Below are 20900 nucleotides of genomic sequence, written 5' to 3' on the forward strand. Positions count from 1 at the left end.
ATCTAACGGGAGGAAACCAGATGACCAGAAAATACAGCATGGCACTGGCGCTCGCCATTGGCGCGGCGTCCTTTGCCAGTGCCGCGCAGGCGGCCCAGGAAGTGCGCTTCACCTGCGCTTATGACGGTAACGGCTGCGAAATCCTGAAGGATATTCTTGCACGTTACGAAAAGCAGCATCCTGATGTGAAGATCGTCACCGATGTCGTGCCCTACAAGGCGCTGCTGGAAGGTCTGCCCGTTCAGCTCGCGGGCGGCAGTGGTCCTGACTTCGCAACCGTGACCGATCTTGGCGGTCTCAACCGCTATTATCTCGATCTGACACCCTATGTGGACTCGAAATATTGGGAAGACAACTTCTCCAACGTGCTGAAATGGTACCGCAGCGGCCCTGACGACAAGGGCATCTACGGCATGCACACGCAGCTCACCATCACCGGCGCCTTCATCAATCGCACCCTGTTCGATCAGGCAAACGTCGCCGTTCCCGGCAAGGATGCAACGCTGGACGACTGGGCGAAGGCCGCCAATGCCGTCGCCAAGGCAACCGGCACGCCTTACCCGATGGCGATCGACCGTTCCGGCCACCGCATCGCCGGCCCGGCCATTTCTTACGGCGCGAAGATTTTCGACGCTGACGGCAAGCCGATCCTCGTCGATGAAGGCTTCACCACGTTCGTGAAGAAGTTCGTGGAGTGGAACAAGGACGGCACCATGGCGCGTGACGTCTGGGCTGGTCAGGGCGGCAATACCTACCGCGACGCCGCGCAGGAATTCATCAACGGCCAGCTGGTCTATTATTATTCCGGCAGCTGGCAGACAGCGCGCTTCGACAGCCAGGTGGGCGACGCCTTTGACTGGGAAGTCGTGCCGCAGCCCTGCGGTGGCGCAGCCTGCACCGGCATGCCTGGCGGCACCGGCATCGTCGGTTTCAAGCAGACCAAAAACCCGAAGATCGTTGCCGACATCCTGAACTTCCTTGCTCAGGACGAAAACTATCTCGACTTTACGGTGCGCACCCGCAACGTTCCGGCCAACAAGTCGGTGGCTGACAAGGGCGTGACCTATACCGGTGCGACGCCTGCGACGCAGAAGGCCATGAATGCCTGGCTCGACCAGATCCCCGGCCTCAGCCCGATTGCCTACGCCTACCAGGGCTACAAGAACAACCGCGCCATGTTCAACATCTCAGTCCAGCGCATCACGCAGGCTATCGTCGGTGAAAGCACCGTTGATGAGGCCATGGCCCGTGCGAAGACGGACCTTGAGGAAGCGTTGAAACAGGCGAAGTGATCCATCGCCTTCCGGCGCGGTGCATGCCGCGCCGCGCCGGATCGAAGGAGGACCCTCATGTATAAATTTCTTGCGCCCGTCATGGGTATTGTCGAACTGCCCTTTTCCTTCCTGCAGAAGGTTCTTGGCCACAGGCGGATTGCGTGGGTGTTTCTGACGCCCAACCTGATCCTCTTTGCGGTCTTCGCCTTCCTGCCGATCCTGCTGAACATGGCCTATTCCGTGACCGGCAGCGAACACATATTGCTTTCCGAGCGCCCTTCGGTGGGCGGCGAAAACTTTTCGGTCCTTCTCTCCTGTCAGAATTATCTCGATCCCAATTCCTGTGCGCGCGACCTGTTCTGGCGCTCCGTCTGGAACACGCTGTTCTTCGTCGTGCTGCAGGTGGGTTTCATGGTCGGCTTTTCGCTGATCACGGCCATCGTGCTGAACCGCGATATCAGGGCGCGCGGCTTTTTCCGTGCGGTGTTCTTCTTCCCTGTTTTGCTGTCGCCTGTCGTCGTGGCCTTGATCTGGAAGTGGATACTCCAGCGTTTCGGCGTTCTCAATGCGGCGATGGAAGGCCTGGGCCTCGGTTCGGTGGACTGGTTGCTCGAAGCCAATCTTGCCTTCGGTTGGTCGGTCTTCCTGTCGGTCTGGGCGCATATGGGTTTTTACACGCTCATTCTCCTCGCCGGCCTTCAGGCGATCCCGCGCGATGTCTACGAGGCGGCGCAGCTGGACAAGGCAAGCCCATGGCGCATCTTCCGGCGCATCACCCTGCCGCTGCTTGCGCCCACCATGCTCGTCGTTCTCGTCCTGTCGGTCATCAAGGGCGTGCAGACTTTCGATGAAGTCTTTGCCTTTACCGGCGGCGGCCCGGGTTCGGCGACGACCTTCATCATTCAATTCATCTATCAGACCGGCTTTGCCGGGACGCCCCGGAATTTCGGACTTGCGGCTGCCGCTTCGCTGCTGCTCGCCGTGGTGCTCGTGGTGCTGACCGCCCTGCAATTCCGGGCAAACAGGAGCAAGGTCGATGGCTAGGATTGGCGCATTTCTGACCCGTACCCGCGGCCGTAACGGCAAGCTGCATTGGACCGACTGGCTGTCCTACGCCTATCTCGGCGTGGCCGTGCTGATGATGTTTGGTCCTGTCGTTTGGCTGGTGCTCTCGTCGTTCAAGACGGAAGCCGATCTCCAGCGCTTTCCGCCACGGCTGCTGCCCTATAGCCAGGAAACCATCGTGGTGGACGGGCAGCCAAATCCGCTGCCGGCCTATGTCGACAAGGATGGCCGCAAGCTCGGCATGATCAGGCGTATCGGCCTCGTGGCGCAGGTGGTTGATCCCGCCAAGCCGGCGGAAGTGCTGAAGATGCAGTTCAACGAGCTGAAGCCGGCCGAAAAGGTGGCGCTGGCGACGGAAAACTACACCGAGCTTTTCCAGCGCTTCAATTTCCCGCTCTATTTCTGGAACTCGACCTTCATCACGGTCACCTCGACCATCATCATGCTGATCGTCAATTCCATGGCGGCCTTCGCGCTCTCGAAATATCAGTTCAAGGGCAGGGGCGCCGTGCTGGCGCTGGTGGTCGGTACGCTTATGATCCCGCAGACCGTCGTGCTTGTGCCGCTGTTTCTCATCACCAGCCAGCTCGGTTTGATCAACAGTCTCTGGGGCGTCATCATTCCCGGTGCGGCAACACCGACAGGCGTCTTCCTGCTGCGGCAATACATGCTGACGATACCGGACGAGATCCTCGATGCGGCGCGCATGGACAAGGCCAGCGAGTGGAAAATCTACTGGCGCATCATCCTGCCGCTCTCGGCACCCGCGCTCGCGGTTCTCGCGATCCTTGCGATCATGTGGCGCTGGAACGACTTCCTCTGGCCGCTGATCGTGCTGACCCGCAACGACAACTTCACCCTGCAGCTGGCGCTCAACTCCTTCCAGGGCGAGATGACGACGGAATGGAGCAATCTTCTGGCCATGACGGTGCTGACACTCGCCCCGATCGCGCTGGTCTTCATGTTCCTGCAAAAATATATCGCCACCGGCATTGCGTCCACGGGCGGCAAATAATCCTCAGGGAGGAAATACGACAATGGCAAGTATAGAGCTTCGTCAGGTCAAAAAAACATATGGCGCCCTCGATGTGATCAAAGGCGTTGATCTCGATATCAAGCACGGCGAATTCTGCGTATTCGTCGGCCCTTCCGGCTGTGGCAAGTCCACCCTGCTGCGCATGATCTCCGGCCTAGAAGAGTTGAGCGGCGGCGATATCGTCATCGGCGGCGATGTGGTCAATACGGTGCCGGCTGCGGACCGCGGCCTTGCGATGGTGTTCCAGTCCTACGCGCTTTATCCGCATATGACGGTCCGCGAAAACCTCTCTTTCGGTCTTGAGAACATCGGCACGCCGAAGAAGGAGATCGCCGAGAAGATCGCGCAGGTCGCCAAGATGCTGCAGATCGATCAGCTTCTCGAGCGTCGTCCCAAGGATTTGTCGGGTGGGCAGCGCCAGCGCGTCGCCATCGGCCGCGCCGTGGTGCGGGAACCTCGCGTGTTCCTCTTCGACGAACCGCTTTCCAACCTCGATGCGGAACTGCGCGTCGATATGCGCGGTGAGATTTCCAGTCTGCACCGGCGTCTCGGCAACACCATGATCTACGTCACGCATGATCAGGTGGAAGCCATGACCATGGCCGACAAGATCGCCGTTTTGCGGGCTGGTAAACTCGAACAATTTGGCGTGCCGCTCGATCTTTACAACCGCCCGGCCAATCTCTTCGTGGCAGGCTTTATCGGCTCCCCGAAAATGAACTTTTTCGCAGGCGAAGTGTCTTTGGACGCGACACCTGCGCTTAAAATCGCGACGGGCGAGACTATCCCGCTGCCACAGACCGGCTTTGCCTATAAGCCCGGCCAGAAGGTGACGCTCGGCATCCGCCCGAACCATGTGGAGCCGGGCGAGGGCGGCGCGTTGACCATGTCGGTGCGCACGGCGGAACAGCTGGGCGGCGAGTCCTATCTATACGGCAATCTCGGTGACGGCACTCCTGTAACGCTGCATCTTTCCGGCCAGACCTCGACATCGGCGGGCGAAGTCATCCGCCTGTCGGCGCCACTTCAACACGTCCACCTTTTCGACACGACGAGCGGGCTGACGCTCCGGCAGGACTGACAGCCTTAGGCACCACCCGCAACGTAGGACCAATGACATGACCGATAAAAAACTCCGCTCCGACCGCTGGTTCGCTCCCGACGACCTGCGCAGCTTCGGCCACCGCTCGCGCATGATGCAGCTGGGCTATGCGGAGGAGGATTTTATCGGCAAACCCGTCATCGGCATCCTCAACACCTGGTCGGAGCTCAACACCTGTCATTCGCACTTTCCAGAGCGCGTGCAGGATGTGAAACGCGGCGTGTTGCAGGCTGGCGGCTTCCCCGTCGAGATGCCGTCGCTTTCCGTGGATGAGAGCTTCACCAAGCCGACATCGATGCTTTACCGGAACATGCTGGCGATGGAGACGGAAGAAATGATCCGCTCGCATCCGCTGGATGGTGTGGTGCTGATGGGCGGTTGCGACAAGACGACGCCGGGCCTCGTCATGGGTGCGATCTCGGCCGGTGTGCCGATGATCTATCTGCCCGCCGGCCCGATGCTGAGCGGAAATTATGCCGGTAAGGTGCTGGGCTCGGGTTCGGACGCCTGGAAATATTGGGATGAGCGCCGCGCAGGCAATGTCACGGACGAGGAATGGCGTGGCGTGCAGGGCGGCATTGCCCGTTCTGCCGGTGTGTGCATGACGATGGGCACGGCCTCGACCATGACGGCCATTGCCGACGCGCTCGGCATCACCCTGCCGGGTGCCTCCTCCATTCCGGCAGTCGATTCCGAACATCAGCGGATGTCTGCAGCCTGTGGCCGCCGCATTGTCGAGATGGTGTCGGAAGACCTGACACCGAACCGCATCCTTACGGCGGCAGCTTTCCGCAACGCTGCCATCGTCGCCATGGCGACAGGTTGTTCCACCAATGCCGTCGTCCACCTCATCGCCATGGCGCGCCGCGCCGGCGTGCCGATGACGCTGGATGAGCTGGACGAACTTGGCCGCGTTACACCGCTCATCGCCAATGTCCGCCCCTCCGGCAAGAACTATCTGATGCAGGACTTCTTTTACGCCGGTGGCCTGAGGGCGCTGATGAAGCAGCTAGAAAGTCGTCTCGACTGTTCCGTGCTGACAGTGACTGGCCGCAGCATGGGCGAAAACCTCGAGGGTGCAAAGGTCTACAACGACGACGTCATCCGCTCGCTGGACAATCCCGTCTATGCGGAAGGCTCGCTTGCGGTGCTGCGCGGCAATCTCTGCCCTGACGGTGCCGTCATAAAGCCCGCCGCCTGCGACCCCAAACTCCGTATACATCAGGGTCCGGCGCTGGTGTTTGACAGCTACCCGGAAATGAAAGCCGCCATCGACGATGAAAATCTCGATGTGACGCCCGATCATGTGCTGGTACTGCGCAATGCCGGTCCGCTCGGCGGCCCCGGCTTCCCGGAATGGGGCATGTTGCCCATTCCAAAGGCGCTGATCAAAAAAGGCCACCGCGATATGCTGCGCATCTCAGACGCCCGCATGTCCGGCACGTCCTACGGTGCCTGCGTACTGCATGTCGCACCGGAAAGCTTCGTTGGCGGTCCCTTGGCGCTCCTGAAAACGGGCGATATCGTCCGCCTCGACCTGCCGCAGCGTCGTCTCGACATGCTGGTCAGCGAAGAGGAAATCGCTCAGCGCCGGGCGGCATGGCAAGCGCCTGCGCCGCGTTATGAACGTGGGTACGGCTATCTCTTTTCCAAGCACGTGACGCAGGCGGATCAGGGTTGCGACTTTGACTTCCTGCAGACGGATTTCGGCCGTTCCGCCGGCGAGCCCGATATTTTCTAAGAGGCCCCATCATGTTGAAGCGATTGCTCATCACCGGTGCCGGCGGCAAGCTGGGCAGCATGTTGCGCGGGCGGCTTGGCCATGTTGCCGAAACCCTCCGTCTTTCTGATGTGGTCGATCTCGGTTCGCCAGCGCCTCATGAAGAGTTCGTCCGCTGCGCGCTGGAGGACGAGCAGGCAGTTTACGATCTGGTCAAGGATTGCGACGGTATCGTCCATCTCGGCGGCATTTCCGTCGAGAGGGCTTTTGACCCGATCGAGGCTGCCAATCTGCGAGGTGTTTACAATCTTTACGAGGCGGCCAGAGCACACGGCAATCCCCGCATCCTTTTCGCCTCCAGCAACCACACGATCGGTTATTATCCGCAGGGCAAGCAACTTAGCCCTGAGACGCCTTTTCTGCCTGATGGCCTCTATGGGGTTTCGAAGATTTTCGGCGAGGCCATGGCAAGCCTCTACCATTCCAAATTCGGACAGGAGACGGCTATCGTGCGTATCGGCTCCTGTGACGAGAAACCCACGAACTGGCGCATGTTGTCGACCTGGCTCAGCTACGGTGACTTCGTCTCTCTAATAGAGGCGACCTTCCGCGTGCCGAAACTCGGATGCCCGGTTATCTGGGGCGTTTCGGCCAATGACGACAGCTGGTGGGATAATTCCCATGTCGATTTTCTCGGCTGGCAGCGGCGCGACAATGCCGCGCGCTACCGGGCTGAAATCGAGCGCGATGTCCCGCGTCCCGATTCTGAGGCCGCGATCGCAAAATATCAGGGCGGCATTTTTATCGATGAGCCCATTCATAGGACTTGAAACACATCCATCCGCCATTGCGAGGAGAATGATATGAATAATGAAACAAGCGAAAAACTGCTGACGATTTCCGTGGCCACGCTGGCGACAGCGCTTTACAAGCGCGGCCTGCGAAACCAGGTCATTCAGGGCGTGCGCCCGCTGGGTTACAAGGGCAAGAATATGGTGGGCCCGGCCTTCACCCTGCGCTACATGCCGGCCCGAGAGGATCGCAACCAGCTCGTAGAATTCCGCAATCCCGCCCATCCGCAGCGTGTTGCCATCGAAACCTGCCCGCCGGGCCACGTGCTTGTCATGGACAGCCGCAAGGACGCCTCTGCCGCCTCGGCCGGCGATATTCTGGTGACGCGTCTGATGGTTCGCGGTGGTGCGGGCATCGTTTCCGATGGCGGTTTCCGGGATGCGGCCACCATTGCCGAACTGGACATTCCGGCCTACCACACCCGCCCTTCGAGCCCCACCAATCTGACCAAACACGAGGCCATCGAGATCAACGGCCCCATCGGCTGCGGCGATGCACCGGTGTTTCCCGGCGACATCATCGTGGGTGACGCCGATTGCGTCATCGTCATCCCCGCCGGCATTGCCGATGAAGTGGCGACGGAAGCGGTTGAAATGACAGCCTATGAGGATTTCGTGGTAGAGCAGGTCAAGGCCGGCCAGACGATCATCGGCCTTTACCCCTGCACCAAGGAAGAGCACCAGACGGCCTTTGCCGAATGGCGCAAGAAGAATAACCGCTGAGCCTCATAACCAGCCCAGTGCTTTCGCCGCGCGGATCGCCTCCGCGCGGCGTTTGCAATCCAGCTTGCGGAACAGGTTGCCAAGGTGAAACTTCACCGTCACTTCCGAGATGTTGAGCGTCTGAGCAATCTTCTTGTTCGACATGCCGCTGGCCAATAGTTGCAGCATCTGTGCTTCCCGTTGAGAAAGGCCGCCATGCAGCGCCCGAGCCTGCGGTGAGTTCACCGAGGCGGCGAAAATAGACAGCGCGGTGCGGACATCGGATGAGGTTTCGATGAAACTGCGGATGCGGCGATTGTTGAGAAGCGGCGAAAGGAAGACGCGCTCTTCCGACAGCACACCGTTGCAGCCAAGGCGGGTCGCCGATTCAAGCGCGGTGAGTATATGCGCGCGGGCGGCGGCGTTGTCACGGCGCTGGTGCGCGGCATAGCTCTGCCAGATTCTCAATGCGACCTTCTCGCGATTGGTGACCTTTGGATTGGCGATCATCGCATCGATTTGCCGGGAGAGATAGGCGCGGGGTGTGAACAGATGCACCGCATCGCGCAGCCAGGCCATGACATAGGCGATTTCATCACGACGTGTCAGGCGGGAGAGGTCTTCGTGGGCGCTCTCCACCCAGTTACGGCCCATGGGCATGCGAACTGCTGAAAGCGTCGCTGCGGCATCTGCCCAACGGTTGGCGTTCTGATAGGCGATGGCCGTTCTGATCTCCATCATCGCATGAAACTGCAACCCCTCCGACAGATGAATCCAGAGTCCGTCCAGAAAACCCGGGCGAACGGTCATCGGAAAATGGTCGATCAGCACCTGCGAGGCGTAATGCAGTGCAAACTGCATCAGACTCGGCCAGATTTCGGCGGCGGCGAAATGATCGAAGTCATGTTCGACGAAATGCAGCAGGTCGCGCGGTTTTCCAGCCTCATAGGCAAGGCAGGCTTCCGCCAGTCGCAGCATCCGGAACTCCTGCACGGCATCATGCGGCACCTGTTCCAGACGTACGCGCGCTTCCTGCGCCGCCCGGCGCGCCAGAAGCACATCGCCGCTCATCAGCCGCAGCACGATCTGGTGCAGATGGATGAAGAATTCGAGCAGAGGCTGTCCGCCCATCTTGCGCAGATAGATAAGCGCGCGGGCGGCGGCCGCCTCTGCCTCGCGGAAATTGCGACGGCGGATTTCGAACTCAAGCAGCGCATTGTAATAGGCCGCCCATTTCCCGTGATCGTCCATGGGGTAATCCGCCATGAACTCGCCAAGCCGCGTTATCACTGCGTCATTGGGCGTCAGGTCCTCGGCGATCATCAGGTTCAGCCGGAAGGTGCGGGCGGCGAAGGAAAACCGCGAGCCGCGGGCTAGCACCTTCAGCGGGTCAAGGTAATCCGAGCCGAGGCTTTTTCCGAGCAGATGGCGCACGCGCTGCAATTCGCCCTGTTTCAGCAAGGCGCGGGTAACCGCGAAAAGGACGGTTTCATTGGAGGTGATCATATCCTGCGAAAACCGCATGATGATTTCGCGAAACCTGTCGACGCTGCTTCGGTAGATGAGTTCCCGCCCATGGGCGCGTTCGAGGATTTGCGCGGCATGGGTCTCGTAACCGCGATCGAGCAGCATCGCCATGGCTGCGAGCGAATGCCCTGCCTTTTCGAAGGCCGAGGCGACCTCCACCACGGCGCTGCCGGCCTGCAGGGTGGCGAGGCGTTCTCTTGCCGCGATCGTTAGGAGCCGTATCAGTGTGCGGTGATTGTCGGGTTTTCCCGTCAGAAAGGGCGGAAGAAGCATGGCCCAGTCAGCATCTGGGGCGGCGGAAGGGTTTTCGAGCCAGAAGGAAAGCTCGACGGTCTGGGCGGGCGTGAGATGGGGCAGATAGCTTTCGCGCAGATAGTCGGCGCATAACGTGTCATCCGGCAGGCGCGCCAGCGAAAGAAAGGCTGGCCATCCCGCGTAATCCTCGAGCGCCAGCCGTCGTTGCCCGGGCGGAAGGTCGTCCGCCTCATCTGGCCGTAAGGCGAGTTCTTCCGGTCCAATGGTGAGCGAGCCGTGATGCAGGATGTGACGCGCCATGCCGCTGATCCTCTGGTCTGGCCGGCAGGCGATGACGACGAAACGCACCGATTCCAGAATGGGGGCCGGCATGCGTACCGCCCTTGCAAAAACTGGAATGTCCCACAGCAGGTTGCCATTGACCGCGTCATCGCTTTGCGGCTGGTGCGTGCGGCATATCTGAGCTCCGAGCTCCTTTGCCAGCGTCTCCAGCAATACGCTTTTTCCCGCACCCGCCGGTGCGCGCAGAAACACCACGCCCGCGGTTTCGCTGGCAATGCGATTGCAGAGGTGGGTCCGGGGCAGAAGCATCATGGGAAAGGGATAGGATATCAGTTTCAAAAAACCTATACTCATTCTTTAAAAAACTATACCTTTCAGCGATTGTTCGAATGGCCATGTGGTGAAAACTTGTGCTCAGGCAACCGATGCACAAGGAACGTTCCACCGATGCAGCAACATCCGCTGGTCGCGATTTTGAACAGGCTCGGCACCTTCGTGCTGGTCATGATCGCCCTGTCCATCATGATTTTCGTGCTGGCCCGCGTGGTGCCGGGAGATCCCGCCCGCATGGCGCTGGGGCCGGCTGCAACGCAGGAGCAGGTGGATGCGTTGCGCGGGCAGATGGGCCTCGACAAGCCGCTCGCCGTTCAATATCTCGATTATATCGGCAATGCATTGCATGGTGATCTGGGCTTCTCGCTGGTTTCGCAGCGCCCCGTTACAACCGATCTGGCGCAGACTGTTCCTGCGACCGTCGAGCTGGTGCTGGTCTCGGTCATCTTCATGTTCCTCGTCGCGATCCCGCTCGGCGTTATCACGGCCCATTATCGCGACCGGCCGCTGGATCATATCGGTCGCATCCTGTCGCTTACCGGGGTCACGATCCCAAGCTTTCTCTTCGCCATCACGCTGCAATTGCTGGCAGCGCGCTTTCTCTCCGGCTGGCCGATCATCGGCAGGCTCGATCATTCGCTTGGCTGGCAGGGTGGCCCCACCGGTTTCATCCTTGTCGACGGCATGCTGGCCGGACGTTTCGACGTCGTGCTCGATGCGTTGAAGCATCTCGCGCTTCCGGCTTTTGCGCTTTCCATGGCCGGCATCGGCCAGATCACCCGCATCACGCGCTCCTCTATGATCGAGAACCAGCGCAAGGACCATGTGCTGACCCTGCAAAGCTTCGGCGTGCCGGAGCGGGTCATCATCTTTCGTTACCTGCTGAAGCTCTCTTCCATCGCGCCGCTGACGATCATGGGTCTCGAATTCGCGTCGCTGATCGGCAATGCCTTCGTGATCGAGATGGTCTTCGCCTGGGGTGGTTTTGCTTCCTACGGGCTCAACGCCATCCTGCAGAAAGACCTCAACGCCGTGACCGCCGTGGTGCTGGTGGCCGGTCTGTTCTTCATCGTTGCGAACCTGATCGTGGATGTTCTGATCTCGATCATCGACCCGCGCCTGCGCCGCAAGGAGGCTCGCTGATGGCCGATATGAAAATGCTCGAACCCACTGATCGAGGCTTAAGCGCCGGTTACATGATGTGGTATCGCTTCAGCCGCAATCCGGCGGCGGTCGTCGGCTCGCTGATCCTTCTGTCGGTGCTTATACTGGCGGTCTTCGCACCATGGCTAACGCCCTATCCGAAACATATCGGCGCGGTTGTCGATTTCCGCGCCCGCCATATGCCGCCGGATCTGGAACACTGGTTCGGCACCGACAAGGCCGGGCGCGATATCTTTTCCCGCACCATCTTCGGGCTGCGTGTCTCGCTGCTTCTCGTCATCGGCGTGCTCGGTATTTCGGTTCCGGTCGGAACTGTGCTCGGCCTGATCGCCGGTTATTTCGGCGGCTGGACGGAAAAACTCATCAGCGGCCTGACGAATGTGATGCTGGCCATGCCGCCGCTCGTCATGGCGCTTGCGGTTTCCAACCTCCTGGAACCGACGCTGACGAATGCCATGATCGCGATCACGCTGCTGTGGTGGACCTGGCATGCGCGGCTGATCTATTCGGTGTCGAAATCTATCGCCTCGGAAGACTATATCGAAGCGGCACGTCTTGCCGGTGCAGGCCCGTTACACATCCTCTTCCGCGAAATACTGCCCAACTGCGTTTCGGTCATTTCGGTCAAGACGACGCTCGATGCCGCCTTCGTCATTCTGTTCGGCGCGACGCTGAGCTTCCTGGGTTTCGGCGTCAAGCCGCCCACGCCTGACCTTGGATCGATGGTCGCCGACGGGCGCCAGTTCATGCCGGATTTCTGGTGGGAAGTGCTCTGCCCCGGCGCGGCCGTGCTTTACGTGACGCTGGGTTTCAATCTGCTGGGCGACGGCCTGCGCGACATGTTCGACGTGGAAAGCTAAAACCATGACTGAACCGCTTCTCAAGGTCGAAAATCTCAACGTCACTTTCACCAATTACGGCCGCACCCGGCAGGTGCTGCGCGATGTCGCCTTCACGGTTGCCGCCGGCGAACGCGTGGCGTTGATCGGCGAAACCGGGTCGGGCAAATCCGTCACGGCCAAGGCTATCATCGGCACTTTGCCAAAAAACGCCGCAATCACATCAGGTGCCGTCGTCATCGATGGCCGGGATGTGCTGTCCATGCCACGCAGGGAGCGTGAGGCCCTGAAGGGGACCGCGTTTTCACTGATCATGCAGGACCCGCTCTCCTCCTTCAATCCGGTCTTCAAGATCGGCACACATCTCGATGATGTCATGCGCTTCGCCGACAAGCGCGATGGAATCAACTCGTCCAAGGCCGAGCGTCGCAACCGCATTGCTGCCGTTCTGCGCCGGGTGCAGCTTGCCGACACCGAGCGGGTGATGAACGCCTATCCGTCCGAACTTTCGGGCGGCATGCGCCAGCGCGTGTTGATCGGGCTTGCCCTGCTGCATCAGCCGAAGCTCCTGATCGCGGACGAGCCGGGCACGGCGCTTGATGTGACGACGCAGGATGAAATCCTCAATCTCATCAACCAGCTGGTCGCCGAAGAAAACATGGCGCTCTTGATGATCACCCACAATCTCGGCGTCGTACGCAAGGTGGCGGATCGGGTCGTGGTCATGCATCACGGCGATATCGTCGAGACCGGACCCTGCACGCAAATCCTCCATAGCCCTGCCAAGGATTATACGCGCTCGCTTCTCGATGCCGTGCCTCCGCTTTATGGCCCGCGCGTCACCGATCTGGCGCAGAGCACGCGTTCGCCCATCGTCACCATCGAAGGGCTGAACAAGATTTATGGTCGGCGCAACGGTTATCACGCCGTGCGGGATGTGAATCTGACGCTGAAGGAAGGTGAGGTATTCGGCCTGGCCGGTGAATCCGGCTCCGGCAAAACTTCCGTCGCCCGTATGATCATGGGCCTTTCGCGCCCGACCTCCGGCAATCTTGTCATTGACGCTCCCGCGCCTGCGCGCGGCAAGCGATTGACGCAGATCGTCTATCAAAACCCGGGCACCTCGCTTAATCCGAAGCGCACGGTGAAACAGACGCTTGCCTTGCCGCTTAAATCCATCGGCATGGATCGGCAGGCGCGGGAAAACCGCATGCAGGAACTGATGGGGCTGGTGCGGCTGCCGCAATCCTATCTCGGCAAATATCCGCATGAGCTGTCCGGCGGCCAGAAGCAGCGTGTGGCGATTGCCCGGGCGTTGGCGGCCGAGCCGAAAATTCTCATCCTCGATGAGCCAACGGCCGCACTCGATGTGTCCGTGCAGAAGACGGTTATCGACCTTCTGCTGCAGCTGCGTGAGGAGCTTGGCCTGACCTATCTGATGATCTCGCACGACCTGTCGCTGATGCGCAATTTCTGTTCGCGCATCGCCATCATGCTGCGGGGCGAGATTGTCGAAGAGGGCGTGACGTCGGCGGTCTTTGCCGAACCGGCCCATCCCTATACCCGCGCCCTGATCGCGGCCATCCCCGTCGTCACTGACGAGGAAGAACGTCTCAAACCCACGGTGACCGAGGAAGAGCGCATGCGCTTCCTCGTCAAAACGACCGATTGATGAAAGAGGAGCCTGACGTGTATCGCGTTGGAATTGACGTCGGCGGCACAAATACCGATGCCGTTGTGTTGCAGGATAAGACCGTTCTGGCGGGGGTGAAGGCCTCCACGACAGAGGATGTGACGTCAGGCGTCATCGAAGCCCTTGAAAAGGTCATCGAGGCATCGGGCATAGACAGGGCTCGCATCGGTGCCGTGATGATCGGCACCACGCATTTCACCAATGCGGTGATCGAGCGCCGGCATATGGACGAGGTTGCAGCCATCCGGCTCGGCCTGCCGTCCGGTGCCGGCCTGCCGCCCATGGTCGACTGGCCGGATGATCTGAAAGAAATCGTCGGCAACCACGGTTATCAGGTGCGCGGCGGTTACGAATTCGACGGTCGCGAAATTTCGCCGCTCGATGAGGACGAAATCGTCCGCATCGCCGCCGATATTCGCGCCAAGGGCCTGAAGGCCGCCGCCGTGACCTGCGTTTTCAGCGGCATCAACGATGCGATGGAACTTCGGGCGAAAGAAATCCTGCAGGAACGCTGCCCGGGTCTACCGGTGGTGATGTCCAAGGATATCGGCCGCCATGGCCTGCTTGCACGCGAAAGTGCGGCAATCATGAATGCCAGCCTGCTGTCGCTTGCCGACCGCACGGTTGCGGCTTTCGGCGAAGCGCTGAAGGCTGCGGGCATCACCTGCCCGTTCTATATCACACAGAACGACGGTACGCTGATGGCGGCTGATGTGGTGCGCGGTTTCCCCGTGCTCACCTTCGCCTCCGGTCCGACGAACTCCATGCGTGGTGCGGCCTTCCTCACCGGTCTCAAGGATGCCGTGGTCGTGGATGTCGGCGGCACCACGTCGGACGTCGGCTCGCTTTCACACGGCTTCCCGCGTCAGGCCTCGACCACGGTGGATATTGGCGGCGTGCGCACCAATTTCCGCATGCCTGACGTTTTCTCCATCGGTCTCGGCGGCGGTTCCCTCGTGGTCAATGGCGACCATGGCCTGACTGTCGGGCCGAAATCCGTTGGTTACCGCGTCCGCCGCGAGGCGCTCTGCTTCGGTGGCTCGACCCTGACGGCGACCGATATCGCGGTTGCCTCCGGCAAGGCCGATGTTGGCGAGAAAAAGCTGGTTTCCAGCCTTGACAAAAAGCTCGTGGATGCGGCCGTCAACAAGATCAACGACATGCTTGAAGCCTGCGTGGAGCGCAGCCGCATCTCATCGTCACCAGTGCCGGTTATCGCCGTTGGCGGCGGTTCCATCCTGATGCCGGATCGCATCGGTGATCTTGAGGTTATCCGGCCTGAGAATTTCGCGGTGGCCAATGCCGTTGGCGCGGCCATTGCGCAGATCAGCGGTGAGACCGACCGGGTCTTCTCACTCGTCGATGGACGCACGCGCGAGAGCGCACTGGCGGAGGCAGAAGCGGAGGCCCGCGAAAAGGCGGTTGCCGCCGGCGCGATTGCCGCGACGCTCGAAGTGATCGAGCGCGAGGATATGCCGCTGGCTTACCTGCCCGGCAACGCCACCCGCATTCATGTGAAAGTTGTTGGAGAAATGGGAGCCAATCATGGCTGAGACACGCAAGCTGAAATATGACGAGGCGGCATTGCGGACGCTGACCCGTGAGGACCTGGACGCATTGGAAATCGGCGCCGGCATTCTCGGCACGGGCGGCGGCGGCAATCCCTATCTCGGCAAGCTTCTGGCGCTGGAGGCCATGAAGGCCGGCTACGAGATGAAGATTCTCGCAACCGACGCCATCGAGCCGGACGCGCTCTGCATGTCCATCGGCGGTATCGGCGCGCCTGTCGTCGGCGTCGAGCGCATTCGAGAAGGTCGCGAAGGCCTGCGTTGCCTGCGGGCGATGGAAGAGCTGATCCGCACGCCGGTTGACGCCATCGTCTGCGAGGAAATCGGCGGTTCCAATTCCATGAACCCGCTGGTGACGGCGGCGCTGGGCGGCCTGCCGATCCTCGATTGCGATGGCATGGGCCGGGCTTTCCCGGAAATGCAGATGACCACCTTCTCCATCTATGGCCATAGTTCCACGCCCTCGGTGATGTGCGATCTGCACGGTAATGCCGTCATCTTCAGCCATGCCGTTTCCGAGGTCTGGCACGAGCGTATGGCACGCGCCTGCGTCGTCTCGCAGGGCGGTGGCGCCATGCTGGCGACCGCGCCGATGCAGGCGCACTACGTGCACCAGTATGGCATTCCGAAAACCTACACCAAGGCCATTGCCATCGGTGAGGCAGTGATCCGCGCCCGCAAGCAGCAGGAAGACCCTATTGCTGCAGTCTGCGCGCTCGAAGGCGGGCGGCGCATCTTCAACGGCAAGATCACCGATCTGAAGCGCCATCTTCGCGGCGGTTTCGCCGTCGGCGATCTTACGCTCTCCGGCTTTGATGATTGCGCCGGCCAGACGGCGGGCGTCGCCATCCAGAACGAATTCCTGCTGTTTTCCCGTGACGGCAAGGTGGAAGTGACGGTTCCCGATCTGATCGTCCTGCTCGATGTCGACACCGGTTATCCGATCACCACCGAAGTGCTGCGCTATGGCCAGCGCGTGGCCGTCATCGCCATTCCCTGTCACGACCTGCTGCGCAGCGCCCGCGCGCTTGAGGTCGTCGGGCCGGCGGCCTTCGGTTACCCGGACATTCCTTTCTCACCGCTGCCCGTTCCGGTCAGCAAGGCTGCCTAACCATAAGCGGGCCCGATGACCCGCAATAAAGAGGAGAACGATAATGAAAATGCCTGTAGTTTCTTCCCGTCTCGCCGCACTGGCGCTCGGCACGGCGCTCGCGTTGCCGGTCCTTTCTTCTGCGGCCCTTGCGGAAGACAAGGTGTCGGTCGCGGTCAACACCATGCAGATATTCAGCTCGCTCGACCCGGCGAAAGTGACTGACTACACCGGCTACATGGCCATCGTGAACATGTATGACGGACTTACCACGGTGAACGCCAAGGGCGAAATCGTGCCGCATCTGGCGAAATCCTGGGAGATTTCCGCGGACGGCCTGACCTACACCTTCCACCTGCGCGACGATGCGAAGTTCCAGGACGGTACGGCAGTGAAGGCGGCCGATCTTGCCTGGTCGATCCAGCGCCTGCTCGGCATCAACAAGGGCCCGTCGAACCTCATCGTCGGCGTGCTGAAGCCCGAAAACGTTACCGCGCCTGACGATGCCACGCTGGTCATGAAGATCGAACGCCAGTTCTCGCCCTTCATGGCGGCGACGCCGCTGATGATGGCAATGAACAAGACGCTGATCGAAGCCAATGCCAAGCCCGAAGACAAATGGGGTGAGGCTTATGTCGGCGAACATTCCGCCGGTTCCGGCCCCTACAAGTTGATCAGCTACAACCGCTCCGCCGACATGGTCATCGCCCGCAATGCCGATTATTTCCTCGGCTGGACCAAGGGCAAGCCGATCGATGAAGTGCGCTTCGTGCAGACCAGCGACGACGCCACCGTCAAGGCGTTGGCGGAAAAGGGCGAGCTCGGCCTTTCCTCGCACGGGCTCGGCAACGACACCTATGAATCCATCGGCCGGATGAAGGGTTACAAGCTGATCCAGACCCGCACCGCCGGCGGCTTCGTCATCAAGCTCAACACCAAGGTCTATCCGACCGACGACGTCCACGTTCGTCGCGCCATCGCCTATGCGACCGACTACAAGACGATCCAGGAAGTGATCTATCCGGGCTTCGATATGAAGGGACCGCTCTCTGACGCGTTCAAGGACGCGCATAATGGCGATATCCAGCCCGGCGTCTACGATCTGGAAAAAGCCAAGGAAGAGCTGGCGAAGTCGAAATATGCCGGCCAGAAGATCACGCTCGTCAACAGCTATGTCGCGTCGCTCGCCTTCGAGGCGGAAGTGGCGCTGCTGTTGCAGTCCAGCCTCGAGCAGATCGGCATCACGCTCGATATCAAGCCCGAGCCGTGGAATCGCATCGTCGAGCTTTCTTCCAAACCCGAAACAACGCCGGCATCGACGCAGGTGAACATCTCGCCAACCTACCCGTCGCCGGATTCGATGTTCTACAACCAGTATCATTCCAAGGCATCCGGTACCTGGATGTCGATGGAATGGCTGCAGAACGCGGAAATCGACGGGCTGATCGACAAGGTTCGCGCCACCACTGATGTGAACGAGCAGAACGCTACCTACAAGGAGCTGCAGACGAAGATCGTTGATCTTCAGCCTGACGTCTGGGCGGTTGCGCCGAACCGCCGTTATGCGGCGAACAAGTGCCTTCAGGGTTACGAGTTCATCCCCATGCAGAGCTGGGACCTGAACTTCTCCAACTTCCATTGGGACTGCAAGGCCGAGTGATCTTTACCTTATGAAAACCGACCCCGCCCAGATGGCGGGGTTGGCAGACTTGGAACTTCAAAGGGAAGGAGCATCGCCTGCGGCCGGAAAGGCTGCGGCATGCCCGAGGATGACGCATGATCCAGGAATTTTCCGAAGACGATATCGAACCTCTGGCCACCGGTGCCTGGATTCTGGGAACGGGGGGCGGCGGCAATCCCTATATCTCGACGCTCAATCTGCGGCGTCTCTATGCCGAGGGGCGACGGGTCAAGGTCATGGATCCCATGGCGCTTGCCGATGACGACATGGTTGCCGTCGTCTCCAAGATGGGTGCCCCGCTTGTCGGTCAGGAACGGCTGGGAGACCCCGTGCATCTTGCCCGCGCTGTCGAGGTCATGGAGGATTATCTCGGCAAGCCGTTCCGGGCGATCATGAGTGTGGAGATCGGCGGCTCCAACGCGCTCTCGTCTTTCCTCGCTGCCGCCGTCCTCGACCGGCCGGTCGTCAATGCCGACGCCATGGGACGTGCCTATCCCGAAGCGCAGATGACATCCTTCGCCATCGGCAACCTGCCGATGTTTCCGCTGTCGCTGGTCGATGTGCGCGACAATGAGGTGATCGTAACGCGGGCAGCCTCATGGAAATGGATGGAGCGTATCTCGCGTAAGGTCTGCACCGAAGTGGGCTCCACCGCCGCCACCTGCAAGGCGCCGCGCACCGGCAAGGAAGTGAAGGAGTGGGGCATTCATTATACCGTCACCAAGGCGACCGAACTCGGGCGCGCGGTGATGGAGGCGCGTGCGCGCCATGACGATCCCGTTCAGGCGGTTCTCGACCACGAAGGCGGCAAGCAGCTGTTTCGCGGCAAGGTGGTGGATGTGGCCCGCGAGACCACGGGTGGTTTCCTGCGCGGCAGCACCACCATTGAAGGCATTGATGCCGACCGTGGCTCGCGCATGGAGCTCGCATTCCAGAATGAGTGGGCCGTTGCCTTCCGCGATGGCCAGCCAGTCGCCATGACGCCGGACCTGCTTTGCCTTCTCGATACGGTTTCCGGCGGCGCCATCGGTACGGAAACGGTGCGTTACGGCCAGCGCGTGACGGTTGTCGCCCTGCCGGCACCCGAGCTTTTGACGACGCCTGCCGGCATCGCCGCCGTCGGCCCGCGCGCCTTCGGTTATGACATTGACTTCAGATCGGTATTCCCATGAAACGCATCGGTATTGACGTTGGCGGCACCAATACGGATGCCGTTCTGATCGATGGAGACACCATCGTCGCCTCCATCAAGGTTCCGACCACGCAGGATGTCCTGTCGGGCGTAAAAGCAGCGCTCGCCCATGTGTCCGGCCATGTCGGCGCGACGGATCGACCGATCGACGCGGTGATGATCGGCACCACCCATTTCACCAATGCAGTGGTGGAGCGCGCCCGGCTGGAACGGGTTGCAGCCATCCGCATCGCTCTGCCGACCGGTTCTTCGCTGCCGCCCATGTGCGACTGGCCAAAAGATTTGTACGATGCTGTCGATCCGTTGATTTTCATGGTCCATGGTGGCCATGAATATGACGGCAGCCCGCTGGTGCCGATGATTCCCGATGAAATTCGGGAGGCTGCGATGAAAATCCGCGATGCGGGCATCACTTCCATCGCAATTTCGGCAACCTTCTCGCCGCTGACAACGGAATGCGAAGTGCGGGCGGCGGAAATCGTCCGTTCGGTCATTCCCGATGCACGCATCACGCTTTCCCATACGCTTGGCCGCATCGGGCTTCTGGAGCGGGAAAACGTCGCCCTGCTGAACGCGGCACTGCAAACCCTTGGCAGGACAACCGTTCAGGCATTTTCGGATGCGTTGCGCGAAGCAGGTGTGAAGGCGCCATTCTATCTGACGCAGAATGACGGCACGGTGGCGCTCGCGGATGTCGCCGCTGCCAACCCGGTGCACAGCTTCGCTTCCGGCCCGACGAACTCAATGCGGGGTGCTGCCTTCCTCACCGGGCTAACCGATGCCATGGTGGTGGATGTCGGCGGCACGACTTCCGATATCGGCTGCCTTGTCGGCGGTTTTCCGCGGGAAGCGAACAATATCGTTCATATTGGCGGGGTGCGCACGCTCTTCCGCATGCCCGATCTTCTGCCGATTGCACTCGGCGGCGGCACCATCGTTGATCCTGAGACGGGCAAGATCGGTCCGCGCTCGGTCGGTTATCGCATCCTGACGCAGGCCCGTGTTTTCGGCGGCGAGACGCTCACGACATCGGACATCGCCGTAGCGGCGGGCCTGATCGAGATGGGTGACCGCGACCGTGTCAAAGGCCTCGATCCGGCTTTCGTGCAGGCCACACTCCAACGCATCCGTGACATGGTGGCCGACAGTTTCGACCAGATGAAGACCTCGGCGGAAGATGTGCCGCTGGTTGCCGTCGGCGGCGGGGCGTTTTTGATTCCCGAGACGGTTCCGGGTGCGTCGGAAGTGCTGCGTGTGGAAAATGCCGGCGTTGCCAATGCGCTGGGCGCGGCGATGGCGCAGGTTTCCGGCGAGGTTGACCAGGTCTTTTCCGGCCTGAGTCGCGAGGAGGCCCTTGCGAAAGCAGAGACCGAGGCGCAGAACGCGGCGATTGCTTCTGGAGCGGAGCGAGCGAGCCTGAAGACGCTCGAGGTGGAAGATATCCCGATTGCCTATCTGCCTGGCTGCGCGCGGCGGGTTCGCGTGCGGGTCATCGGCGATATCGCCTTTCATTGATGGTAAGAGGC

At 60.7% G+C, this 20900-nt stretch carries 16 protein-coding genes; 15 read left to right on the forward strand and 1 reads right to left on the reverse strand.

Going from position 1 to position 20900, the window contains the following annotated elements; translation table 11 throughout:
- The first annotated feature begins 20 nt into the window (after positions 1 to 20).
- Genes BTN45_RS21790 through BTN45_RS21820 form a run of 7 tightly spaced genes read left to right on the forward strand, consistent with a single transcriptional unit; the run spans position 21 to position 7771 of the window.
- Positions 21 to 1292: an ABC transporter substrate-binding protein gene (locus BTN45_RS21790; protein WP_142186432.1), complete on the forward strand. Its 1272-nt coding sequence runs from the start codon at positions 21 to 23 to the stop codon at positions 1290 to 1292.
- 57 nt (positions 1293 to 1349) lie between these two features.
- A complete protein-coding gene (locus BTN45_RS21795) occupies positions 1350 to 2318 on the forward strand; it encodes a sugar ABC transporter permease (protein WP_004438359.1) in 969 nt (322 codons plus the stop codon).
- Complete coding sequence (locus BTN45_RS21800) at positions 2311 to 3354, forward strand: carbohydrate ABC transporter permease (protein WP_207590986.1); 1044 nt, start codon at positions 2311 to 2313, stop codon at positions 3352 to 3354. Before BTN45_RS21795 ends, BTN45_RS21800 begins: the two co-directional genes overlap by 8 nt.
- 22 nt (positions 3355 to 3376) lie before the next feature.
- Positions 3377 to 4456, forward strand: a complete 1080-nt coding sequence (gene ugpC / locus BTN45_RS21805; protein WP_207590988.1) for a sn-glycerol-3-phosphate ABC transporter ATP-binding protein UgpC — start codon at positions 3377 to 3379, stop codon at positions 4454 to 4456.
- 37 nt (positions 4457 to 4493) lie between these two features.
- Entirely contained in the window at positions 4494 to 6218 is a 1725-nt protein-coding gene (gene araD / locus BTN45_RS21810) for an L-arabinonate dehydratase (protein WP_207590990.1), read from the forward strand.
- A gap of 11 nt (positions 6219 to 6229) precedes the next feature.
- Positions 6230 to 7027, forward strand: a complete 798-nt coding sequence (locus BTN45_RS21815) for an NAD(P)-dependent oxidoreductase (protein ID WP_207590992.1) — start codon at positions 6230 to 6232, stop codon at positions 7025 to 7027.
- Between the two features lie 33 nt (positions 7028 to 7060).
- A complete protein-coding gene (locus tag BTN45_RS21820) occupies positions 7061 to 7771 on the forward strand; it encodes a ribonuclease activity regulator RraA (protein WP_207590994.1) in 711 nt (236 codons plus the stop codon).
- A 3-nt stretch (positions 7772 to 7774) separates the two neighbouring features.
- Here BTN45_RS21820 and BTN45_RS21825 read toward each other — a convergent pair whose 3' ends face one another.
- Positions 7775 to 10126: a LuxR C-terminal-related transcriptional regulator gene (locus tag BTN45_RS21825; RefSeq protein ID WP_207591719.1), complete on the reverse strand. Its 2352-nt coding sequence runs from the start codon at positions 10124 to 10126 to the stop codon at positions 7775 to 7777.
- A 135-nt stretch (positions 10127 to 10261) separates the two neighbouring features.
- Here BTN45_RS21825 and BTN45_RS21830 point away from each other — a divergent pair, with 135 nt between their 5' ends.
- The 8 genes from BTN45_RS21830 to BTN45_RS21865 all read left to right on the forward strand — a co-directional run bounded on the left by BTN45_RS21830 (position 10262) and on the right by BTN45_RS21865 (position 20889).
- Entirely contained in the window at positions 10262 to 11290 is a 1029-nt protein-coding gene (locus BTN45_RS21830; RefSeq protein ID WP_006698627.1) for an ABC transporter permease, read from the forward strand.
- Complete coding sequence (locus tag BTN45_RS21835) at positions 11290 to 12171, forward strand: ABC transporter permease (protein WP_064262975.1); 882 nt, start codon at positions 11290 to 11292, stop codon at positions 12169 to 12171. Before BTN45_RS21830 ends, BTN45_RS21835 begins: the two co-directional genes overlap by 1 nt.
- 4 nt (positions 12172 to 12175) lie before the next feature.
- On the forward strand, positions 12176 to 13822 hold the full coding sequence (locus BTN45_RS21840) for an ABC transporter ATP-binding protein (RefSeq protein WP_207590996.1): 1647 nt from the start codon (positions 12176 to 12178) through the stop codon (positions 13820 to 13822).
- Between the two features lie 17 nt (positions 13823 to 13839).
- A complete protein-coding gene (locus BTN45_RS21845) occupies positions 13840 to 15396 on the forward strand; it encodes a hydantoinase/oxoprolinase family protein (protein ID WP_034498553.1) in 1557 nt (518 codons plus the stop codon).
- Entirely contained in the window at positions 15389 to 16522 is a 1134-nt protein-coding gene (locus BTN45_RS21850; RefSeq protein ID WP_004438394.1) for a DUF917 domain-containing protein, read from the forward strand. Before BTN45_RS21845 ends, BTN45_RS21850 begins: the two co-directional genes overlap by 8 nt.
- Before the next feature lie 43 nt (positions 16523 to 16565).
- Positions 16566 to 18161 carry an ABC transporter substrate-binding protein gene (locus tag BTN45_RS21855; protein ID WP_207590999.1) on the forward strand — a complete coding sequence of 532 codons (1596 nt, stop codon included), beginning with the start codon at positions 16566 to 16568 and terminating at the stop codon, positions 18159 to 18161.
- A gap of 116 nt (positions 18162 to 18277) precedes the next feature.
- Entirely contained in the window at positions 18278 to 19354 is a 1077-nt protein-coding gene (locus tag BTN45_RS21860; protein WP_207591001.1) for a DUF917 domain-containing protein, read from the forward strand.
- A complete protein-coding gene (locus BTN45_RS21865) occupies positions 19351 to 20889 on the forward strand; it encodes a hydantoinase/oxoprolinase family protein (protein ID WP_207591003.1) in 1539 nt (512 codons plus the stop codon). Before BTN45_RS21860 ends, BTN45_RS21865 begins: the two co-directional genes overlap by 4 nt.
- Positions 20890 to 20900 lie beyond the last annotated feature (11 nt).

Origin of the sequence: Rhizobium sp. ZX09 (genome assembly GCF_017357485.1) — a bacterium.
GTDB lineage: Bacteria > Pseudomonadota > Alphaproteobacteria > Rhizobiales > Rhizobiaceae > Agrobacterium > Agrobacterium pusense.